At 56.3% G+C, this 9,544-nt stretch carries 8 protein-coding genes; 6 read left to right on the forward strand and 2 right to left on the reverse strand.

Annotated features, from left to right (window positions below; all coding sequences use genetic code 11):
• Positions 1 to 23: 23 nt before the first annotated feature.
• Positions 24 to 1,850, forward strand: a complete 1,827-nt coding sequence (gene recQ / locus ACSZO4_RS06355; RefSeq protein ID WP_437888015.1) for an ATP-dependent DNA helicase RecQ — start codon at positions 24 to 26, stop codon at positions 1,848 to 1,850.
• Positions 1,851 to 1,910: 60 nt separating this feature from the next.
• Entirely contained in the window at positions 1,911 to 2,531 is a 621-nt protein-coding gene (gene rhtC / locus ACSZO4_RS06360; RefSeq protein ID WP_437888016.1) for a threonine export protein RhtC, read from the forward strand.
• Between the two features lie 38 nt (positions 2,532 to 2,569).
• Here rhtC and rhtB read toward each other — a convergent pair whose 3' ends face one another.
• The gene (gene rhtB / locus ACSZO4_RS06365) at positions 2,570 to 3,190 is read right to left on the reverse strand and encodes a homoserine/homoserine lactone efflux protein (RefSeq protein ID WP_437888017.1); all 621 of its coding nucleotides are present in this window, start codon (positions 3,188 to 3,190) and stop codon (positions 2,570 to 2,572) included.
• Positions 3,191 to 3,295: 105 nt separating this feature from the next.
• On the opposite strand from rhtB, the gene pldB reads away from it, so the two are divergent.
• From pldB to ACSZO4_RS06380, 3 genes are all read left to right on the forward strand, one after another.
• Positions 3,296 to 4,291, forward strand: coding sequence for a lysophospholipase L2 (gene pldB / locus ACSZO4_RS06370; RefSeq protein ID WP_437888018.1), 996 nt, complete (start codon positions 3,296 to 3,298; stop codon positions 4,289 to 4,291).
• Positions 4,292 to 4,316: 25 nt separating this feature from the next.
• Complete coding sequence (yigL, locus tag ACSZO4_RS06375; protein WP_437888019.1) at positions 4,317 to 5,117, forward strand: sugar/pyridoxal phosphate phosphatase YigL; 801 nt, start codon at positions 4,317 to 4,319, stop codon at positions 5,115 to 5,117.
• A 79-nt stretch (positions 5,118 to 5,196) separates the two neighbouring features.
• On the forward strand, positions 5,197 to 6,096 hold the full coding sequence (locus tag ACSZO4_RS06380) for a carboxylate/amino acid/amine transporter (protein WP_437888020.1): 900 nt from the start codon (positions 5,197 to 5,199) through the stop codon (positions 6,094 to 6,096).
• Here the strand turns inward: ACSZO4_RS06380 and metR are convergent.
• Positions 5,984 to 6,937, reverse strand: coding sequence for an HTH-type transcriptional regulator MetR (gene metR, locus ACSZO4_RS06385; protein ID WP_437888021.1), 954 nt, complete (start codon positions 6,935 to 6,937; stop codon positions 5,984 to 5,986). The genes ACSZO4_RS06380 and metR overlap by 113 nt on opposite strands.
• Positions 6,938 to 7,173: 236 nt before the next feature.
• Between metR and metE the strand changes: the two genes are divergently transcribed.
• Positions 7,174 to 9,435: a 5-methyltetrahydropteroyltriglutamate--homocysteine S-methyltransferase gene (gene metE, locus ACSZO4_RS06390; RefSeq protein ID WP_437888022.1), complete on the forward strand. Its 2,262-nt coding sequence runs from the start codon at positions 7,174 to 7,176 to the stop codon at positions 9,433 to 9,435.
• Positions 9,436 to 9,544: the final 109 nt, after the last annotated feature.

Genomic DNA, 9,544 nt, shown 5'->3' on the forward strand with positions numbered 1-9,544 from the left:
TTTGGCGGGTGAATGGGGTACATGTGGCGCAGGCGGAAGTCTTAAATCTGGAATCGGCAGCGTTAAAGGTTTTACGTGAAATCTTTGGCTACCAGCAATTCCGTCCGGGCCAACTGGATATCATCGACACGGCGCTGGCCGGTCGCGACAGCCTGGTAGTGATGCCCACCGGCGGCGGAAAATCCCTCTGTTATCAGATCCCGGCGCTGATCCTTACCGGCTTAACGGTGGTGGTATCGCCCCTGATTTCGCTGATGAAGGACCAGGTGGATCAACTGCTCGCCAACGGCGTGGCCGCAGCCTGTCTGAATTCCACGCAAACCCGCGAGCAGCAGCTTGAGGTGATGAGCGGGTGTCGTAGCGGGCAAATCCGCCTGCTGTATATTGCCCCCGAACGCCTGATGCTCGACAATTTCCTTGAACAACTTCGCCACTGGAATCTCACCCTGCTGGCGGTGGACGAAGCGCACTGTATTTCTCAGTGGGGGCATGACTTCCGCCCGGAATATGCCGCCCTGGGCCAGTTACGTCACTATCTGCCAGCCGTTCCCTTTATGGCGCTGACCGCCACGGCGGATGATACGACCCGTGCCGATATTGAGCGTCTGCTCGGGTTAAATGACCCGCTTATCCAGATCAACAGCTTTGATCGCCCCAATATCCGCTACATGCTGATGGAGAAATTCAAGCCGCTCGATCAGCTTCTGCGCTACGTGCACGACCAGCGCGGTAAATCCGGCATTATCTACTGCAACAGTCGGGCGAAAGTGGAAGACACCGCAGCCCGCCTGCAAAGCCGGGGCTTTAGCGCCGCAGCCTACCATGCCGGGCTGGAAAACGATGTGCGCGCCAGCGTGCAGGAAAAGTTTCAGCGTGACGACCTGCAGATAGTGGTGGCGACGGTGGCCTTCGGGATGGGGATCAACAAACCCAACGTGCGGTTTGTGGTGCATTTCGACATTCCACGCAATATCGAATCCTACTATCAGGAAACGGGCCGCGCCGGGCGTGACGGGCTGCCTGCGGAAGCAATGCTGTTTTATGCGCCAGAGGATATGGCCTGGCTGCGCCGTTGCCTGGAAGAGAAACCGGCCGGGCAGCTCCAGGATATTGAACGCCACAAGCTTAATGCGATGGGGGCCTTTGCCGAGGCGCAGACCTGCCGTCGTCTGGTGCTGCTCAATTACTTTGGCGAGGGGCGACAGGAATCCTGCGGCAACTGCGACATCTGCCTCGATCCGCCGCGCCAGTACGATGGCCTGCAGGATGCGCAAAAGGCGCTCTCCGCCATTTATCGCGTCAATCAGCGCTTCGGTATGGGTTATGTGGTGGAGGTGCTGCGCGGCGCCAATAACCAGCGTATCCGCGAGCTGGCTCACGATAAATTACCGGTTTACGGCATTGGTCGTGAGCAAACCCATGAACACTGGGTGAGCGTGATCCGCCAGTTGATCCACTTAGGTCTGGTGACGCAGAACATCGCCCAGCACTCCGCTCTTCAGTTGACCGAAGCTGCGCGTCCGGTACTGCGTGCTGAAGTCCCCTTACAACTCGCGGTGCCGCGTATGGCGGCGCTCAAATCCCGGGTAATGCAAAAGGCGGCGGTCGGCAACTATGATCGTAAACTGTTCGCCAGATTGCGCAAACTGCGTAAAGCCATTGCCGATGAAAACAATGTCCCGCCGTACGTGGTATTCAACGATGCCACGCTTATCGAAATGGCGGAGCAGATGCCGGTGACGCCAGGCGAAATGCTCGGTGTGAACGGCGTTGGCGTGCGTAAACTTGAACGCTTCGGGCAGGAGTTTATGGCGCTTATCCGCTCGCACATTGATGGTGATGATGAGTAGTCATCGCGGGCTAAAAGTGCCAGGATAGCCACCTGGTTTATTCGTTATCTGCGGGTCAATATGTTAATGCTTTTTCTTACCGTTGCCCTGGTGCACATCGTCGCGCTGATGAGCCCCGGTCCGGACTTCTTTTTTGTATCGCAAACCGCCGTCAGTCGTTCCCGTAAAGAGGCGATGATGGGCGTGCTTGGCATCACCGCAGGGGTTATGGTGTGGGCGGGTGTCGCGCTGCTTGGCCTCAATCTGATCCTCGCGAAAATGGCCTGGCTGCACAGCATTATTATGGTCGGCGGTGGGCTCTATCTGTGCTGGATGGGCTACCAGATGCTGCGCGGTGCGCTGAAGAAAGACGTCGCAACGCCGGACGCGCCGCAGGTAGAACTGGCTTCCAGCGGGCGTAGCTTTATGAAAGGCTTGCTGACTAACCTCGCCAACCCGAAAGCGATTATCTATTTTGGATCGGTGTTTTCACTGTTTGTCGGTGATAGCGTCGGCGCCAGCGCGCGCTGGGGTATTTTTGCGTTGATCGCGCTGGAAACTTTTGCCTGGTTTACGGTAGTGGCCAGCCTGTTTGCCTTACCGATCATGCGTCGCGGCTATCAGCGTCTTGCTAAATGGATTGACGGTTTTGCCGGAGCGCTGTTCGCCGGCTTCGGCATCCATCTGATTATTTCTCGCTAATATTTGTGCCGGATGGCGTTTGCCATCCGGTCATATCCTCAGGCATGTCTTGCCGATGCCAGCAGCGCTCCCACCAGCATAAACAACGAGCCAAATACCTTATTCAGCGCCTTCATCTGGTGCGGGCCTTTGATCCAGCCAGCAATACGTTGCGCCAGGGTCGCATAACCAATCATCACGATAATATCCACCACGATGGTGGTTACGCCCAGCACCACGTACTGCATGACCTGCGGCTGATTTGGCACAATAAATTGCGGAAACAGCGCCGCCAGAAAGACGATGCTTTTCGGGTTGGTCAGATTCACAAACACGGCGCGCTTAAACAGGCGGCTGCGTGATTGCGTTTGCGCCAGGGTATTAAGATCAATCGCGCCTGCGGCACGCCATTGCTGAATACCCAGCCAGATAAGATAAGCCGCACCCGCCCATTTCAGCACCTCAAAAGCCAGTACCGAACGCGAAAAGAGGGTACCCAGCCCGACGCCGACCAGCACAATGTGAATGGCTAATCCGGATTGTAGCCCGGCGATGGACGCCGCTGCGCCGCGATAGCCGTGGCTGATGGAGGTGGTCATAGTATTAATCGCCCCGGAACCGGGCGACAGGCTGAGGATCATGGATGTCAGCAGATACGCGAACCACCACTCGAAGGTCATGAGAAACTCCCTGGTTGTCTGTTTTTATGCCACAATACGCTATTGTCAGCGGAATTAGCTACAGGTCACAAAAACGTTTTTGTTGCGCGAGTGAGGGCGTACTCAATGTTCCGGCACAACAAGGACTGGGAAACCAGAGAAAGCGCGTTTGCTGCGTTTGCGACAGGGCCGTTAACCGACTTCTGGCGTCAGCGCGAAGAGGCTGAATTTACCGGGGTGGACAATGTTCCGGTGCGATTTGTCCGCTTCCATGCTGCCATGCACGACAGGGTTATCGTGGTCTGTCCGGGTCGTATTGAAAGTTATGTGAAGTATGCTGAGCTGGCATATGATCTGTTCCATCTTGGTTTTGATGTGCTCATCATCGACCATCGCGGTCAGGGGCGTTCCGGGCGCATGCTGGAAGATACGCACCGGGGCCACGTGGTTAACTTCAGTGATTACGTGGATGATCTGGCGGCGTTCTGGCAGCAGGAGGTCGCTCCAGGCCCCTGGCGGCAACGTTATATTCTGGCGCACTCGATGGGAGGCGCTATCGCAACCTTGTTTGTGCAGCGCCATCCGCAGGCTGGCTGTGACGCCATTGCCCTCTGTGCCCCCATGTTTGGCATTATTATTCATCTGCCTGACTGGATGGTTCGCCCGTTGCTGGACTGGGCGGAAGGCTATCCGCGTATTCGCGAAACCTATGCCATTGGCACCGGGCGCTGGCATGCCCTGCCTTTTGCGCTCAATACGCTGACCCACAGCCGTGAACGTTATCGGCGTAACCTGCGTTTTTACGCCGACGAGCCGCAGTTACGCGTTGGTGGCCCGACCCTGCACTGGGTGCGGGAAGGTATTCTGGCCGGTGAGCAGGTCCTGGCAGATGCGGCTTCAGATACGCCGCCGATGTTAATTATTCAGGCAGAAGAAGAGCGTGTTGTGGATAACCGCATGCACGATCGTTTCTGCGATATCCGCGCCGCAGCGGGCTTTCCTTGCGAAGGGGGTAAGCCGCTTGTCATAAAGGGCGCGTACCATGAGATCCTCTTTGAAGAGGACGCTATGCGCTCGGTCGCGCTTCGCGCCATCGTCGAATTCTTCGATCGGCATAACTAATGAATTATTGAGGTATAAGGTTCTTATGTATCAGGTTGTTGCATCTGATTTAGATGGCACATTGCTCTCCCCCGATCACACTCTCTCCCCGTATGCGAAAGAGACGCTTAAGCTCCTGACTGAACGCGGAGTGAACTTTGTTTTCGCCACCGGACGTCACCATGTTGATGTCGGCCAGATTCGCGACAACCTGGGGATCAAGGCCTGGATGATCACCTCCAACGGCGCGCGGGTACATGATACCGACGGCAATCTGGTTTTCACCCACAACCTTGACCGCGATATTGCCACCGATCTGTTCGGCGTGGTGCATAACAACCCGGATATCATCACCAACGTTTATCGCGATGATGAGTGGTTTATGAACCGTCATCGCCCGGATGAAATGCGTTTCTTTAAAGAGGCGATTTTCCAGTACTCCCTGTACGAGCCGGGCCTGCTGGAGCCGGAAGGGGTCAGCAAGGTCTTCTTTACCTGCGAGAAGCATGAAACCCTGTTACCGCTGGAGCAGGCGATCAATGCCCGCTGGGGCGATCGTGTTAACGTGAGTTTCTCCACCCTGACCTGTCTGGAAGTGATGGCCGGCGGCGTGTCGAAAGGGCATGCGCTGGAAGCGGTATCAGCAGCGCTGGGTTACAGCCTGAAAGAGTGTATCTCCTTTGGTGACGGCATGAACGATGCTGAGATGCTCTCGATGGCGGGCAAAGGCTGCATTATGGGCAATGCCCATCAGCGTCTGAAAGATTTGTATCCGGAGCTGGAAGTGATTGGCACCAACGGGGACAACGCCGTCCCTGACTATCTGCGCAAACTGTTCCTTAGTTGATCTAAAGATCAATTATTGACCAGTCGTCAACTGAAGACTTCGCTACAATGAGTGCTCCTTATCCAGAGAGACATTCATTGTGGCGCTTCTCATCATCACCACGATCCTGTGGGCCTTTTCCTTTAGCCTGATTGGCGAGTATCTCGCCGGGCACGTTGACAGCTATTTTTCGGTGCTGATGCGCGTCGGGCTGGCGGCGCTGGTCTTTTTACCCTTCCTGCGCACCCGCGGGCTGCCGTTCAAAACCCTCGGGCTGTATATGCTGGTGGGGGCGTTACAGCTGGGTATCATGTACCTGTTCAGCTTCCGGGCGTACCTCTACCTGACGGTATCTGAATTCCTGCTGTTCACCGTCTTTACGCCGCTGTATATCACCCTGATTTATGACCTGCTGAGCAAGCGCAAACTGCGCTGGGGCTATGCGCTGAGTGCATTGCTGGCGGTGGTGGGGGCGGCGATTATTCGCTATGACAAAGTCAGCGAACACTTCTGGATGGGGTTGATGTTTGTCCAGCTTGCCAATATCAGTTTCGCCATCGGTATGGTGGGCTATAAGCGTCTGATGGAAACCCGCCCGATGCCGCAGCACAATGCCTTTGCCTGGTTCTATCTCGGCGCATTTGTGGTGGCGGTGACGGCCTGGTTTGCCCTTGGCAACCCGCAAAAACTGCCGACCACCAACCTGCAATGGGGCGTGCTTATCTGGCTGGGGGTTGTGGCTTCAGGCCTGGGCTACTTTATGTGGAACTACGGGGCAACGCAGGTGGATGCGGGAACGCTTGGCATCATGAACAACGTGCATGTTCCGGCCGGGCTGCTGGTTAACCTTGCCATCTGGCAGGAGCAGCCCCACTGGCCAAGTTTTATTATTGGTGCTGCGGTAATAATGGCCTCGCTGTGGGTCCATCGGCATTGGGTCGCTCCGCGCTCCGAACAAACGGCAGATGATCGCAGGCGTGGTTCCGCGCTGAGCGAATAAAGGCTTCGGTCACCGGTTGACGCTGTTCGCCATCGCGCGTGGCAGCGTACAACCGACTCCATAATCCCTCGCCCAGGGTCTTTGTCACCACCAGGCCCTGGCGTTCAAAACTCTCTACTACCCAGTGCGGTAATGCCGCAATCCCCATCCGTGCCGCCACCATCTGAATCAACAGCAGGGTGTTATCCACGCTTTTAAGCTGAGGGCTGACGCCCGCCGGTTGCAGGAAATGACGCCAGATATCCAGACGACTGCGTTGTACCGGATAGATAAGCAGAGTTTCGGTGGCGATATCCTCCGGCGTTATCCGCGTGCGGGCCGCCAGCGGGTGGTCAGGCGAGAGCACCAGACGGACTTCAAAATCAAACATCGGCGAATAGAACAGTCCGCTGCGCGGCAGAATATCGGAGGTCATCACCAGATCCAGCTCACCCTGTTGCAGCGCGGGCTGCGGATCGAAGGTCACGCCGGATTTGAAATCCATCTCCACCTGCGGCCACTGGGTGTGAAAGCTCTCCAGCGCCGGGGTCAGCCACTGAATACAGCTATGGCATTCAATCGCGATACGTAACCGGGTTTGCTGCGGTTCATTACAGGCCTGCAGGGCGCTGGTGATTTGCGGCAGCACCTGGTTTGCCAGTTGCAGCAGAATTTCACCCTGCGGGGTAAAGCGCAGAGGCTGACTTTTACGCACAAAGAGCCGAAAGCCGAGGCGCTGTTCCAGATCGCTGAACTGGTGAGAAAGTGCCGATTGCGTCTGATGCAGCGTCGTCGCCGCCGCGGCGAGCGATCCGCAGTTCCGTAACGCTTGCAGCGTTTTCAGATGTTTAATTTCGATCATGAAAGTCCTTCACTTCGGCGTGAACAATTTGCGCTTGAGGAATATACAGTACTTGCGAATTATAGCGGTGTAAACATCTGGACGGCTAAAATCCTTCGTCTTTTAAATTTATGGTGCGTTGGCAGCGTTCACTCACCCCGGTCACTTACTCCAGTAAGCTTCCGGGAATGAGCAAACTTGCCGCCTTCCCTAAATTCAAAATCCATTGGATTTACAATTTCTTAGAGGAAGCACATATGACAATTTTAAATCACACCCTCGGTTTTCCTCGTGTAGGCCTGCGTCGCGAGCTGAAAAAAGCGCAAGAAAGCTACTGGGCGGGGAAAACCTCCCGTGATGAACTGCTGGCAGTAGGGCGCGAGCTGCGTGCCCGTCACTGGGCGCAGCAGAAAGCGGCGGGCATCGATCTGCTTCCGGTGGGCGATTTCGCCTGGTACGACCATGTTCTGACCACCAGCCTGCTGCTGGGTAACGTTCCGGCTCGTCATCAGAACAGCGACGGCGCCATCGATATCGATACCCTTTTCCGCATTGGGCGTGGACGTGCGCCAGGCGGTGAACCGGCTGCGGCGGCGGAAATGACCAAATGGTTTAACACCAACTATCACTATATGGTGCCGGAGTTCGTCAAAGGCCAGCAGTTCACGCTGAGCTGGACCCAGTTGCTCGATGAAGTAGACGAAGCGCTCGCGCTGGGCCACCAGGTCAAACCGGTGCTGTTAGGACCGGTCACTTACCTGTGGCTGGGAAAAGTAAAGGGTGAACAATTTGATCGCCTGAGTCTGCTGAACGATATTCTGCCGGTCTACCAACAGGTGCTGGCCGAGCTGGCAAAACGCGGTATCGAGTGGGTGCAAATCGACGAACCTGCGCTGGTGCTGGAACTGCCGGAGATCTGGCTGGAGGCCTTTAAACCCGCCTATGATGCCTTAACCGGGCAGGTGAAACTGCTGCTGACCACTTACTTCGAAGGGGTCACGCCGAATCTCGATACCATCACGGCGCTGTCGGTTCAGGGGCTGCATGTGGACCTGGTGCAGGGTAAAGATGATGTTGCCGAACTGCATAAACGTCTGCCCGCTGACTGGCTGCTCTCTGCCGGACTGGTCAACGGGCGTAACGTCTGGCGTGCCGATCTGACGGAAAAATATCGGCAAATTGCAGCGATCGGTGGCCAACGTCCGCTGTGGGTCGCTTCCTCCTGCTCGCTGCTGCATAGTCCTATCGATCTGAGTGTGGAAACCCGTCTTGATGCCGAAGTGAAAAGCTGGTTTGCCTTCGCCCTGCAAAAGTGTGAAGAACTTGCCCTGCTGCGTGATGCGCTGAACAGCGGTGAGACCGCCGCGATTGAGGCCTGGAGCGCGCCGATTCAGGCTCGCCGTCATTCCACCCGGGTGCATAACAGCGCGGTGGCGCAACGTCTGGCGGCGATCACCGCTCAGGACAGCCAGCGTCATAACGCTTATCCGCTGCGTGCAGAAGCCCAGCGAGCCCGTTTTAATCTGCCTGCCTGGCCGACCACTACCATTGGATCCTTCCCGCAAACCACCGAAATTCGTGGCCTGCGTCTGGACTTCAAAAAAGGCAATCTCGATGCCAGCCACTACCGCACCGGTATCGCCGAACACATCAAACAGGCGATTATTGAGCAGGAGCGGCTGGGGCTGGACGTGCTGGTGCATGGTGAAGCCGAGCGTAACGACATGGTGGAGTATTTCGGCGAGCATCTGGACGGTTTCGTCTTTACCCAGAATGGCTGGGTACAGAGCTACGGTTCCCGCTGCGTGAAGCCGCCGGTGGTGATCGGTGATGTCAGCCGTCCGCAGGCTATCACCGTTGAGTGGGCGAAATATGCCCAGTCTCTGACCGACAAGCCGGTAAAAGGTATGCTGACCGGTCCGGTGACCATTCTGTGCTGGTCGTTCCCGCGTGAAGATGTGAGCCGTGAGACCATCGCCAAACAGATTGCGCTGGCCCTGCGTGACGAAGTGGCCGATCTCGAAGCCGCCGGTATCGGCATTATTCAGATCGACGAACCGGCTCTGCGCGAAGGCTTGCCGCTACGCCGCAGCGACTGGGAGGCGTATCTGGCCTGGGGCGTGGAAGCTTTCCGCATTAATGCTGCGGTCGCGAAAGATGAGACGCAGATCCACACCCATATGTGTTACTGCGAGTTCAACGATATCATGGATGCCATTGCCGCACTGGATGCGGACGTGATCACCATCGAAACCTCGCGCTCCGATATGGAACTGCTGGAGTCGTTCGAAGCATTCGACTACCCGAATGAAATCGGTCCGGGGGTCTACGATATTCACTCGCCAAACGTCCCGAGTGTGGAGTGGATTGAAACCCTGCTGGCTAAAGCCGCGCTGCGTATTCCGGCCGAGCGTTTGTGGGTCAACCCGGACTGCGGCCTGAAAACCCGCGGCTGGCCGGAAACCCGAAGCGCGCTGGCGAACATGGTTAAAGCGGCGCAGAATTTGCGTCAGGCGTGAGGATTATTTCTTGTTAATAAAAAGCGATCGCCTAGGGAAGGTGCGATTTAATCGTCAGTTATGAGAACATAAGGCTTTCTTTGCCATAGATTTTTCACGATGCCCGCAC

It is taken from the genome of Phytobacter sp. V91 (assembly GCF_965644225.1).
GTDB lineage: Bacteria > Pseudomonadota > Gammaproteobacteria > Enterobacterales > Enterobacteriaceae > CBFFRJ01.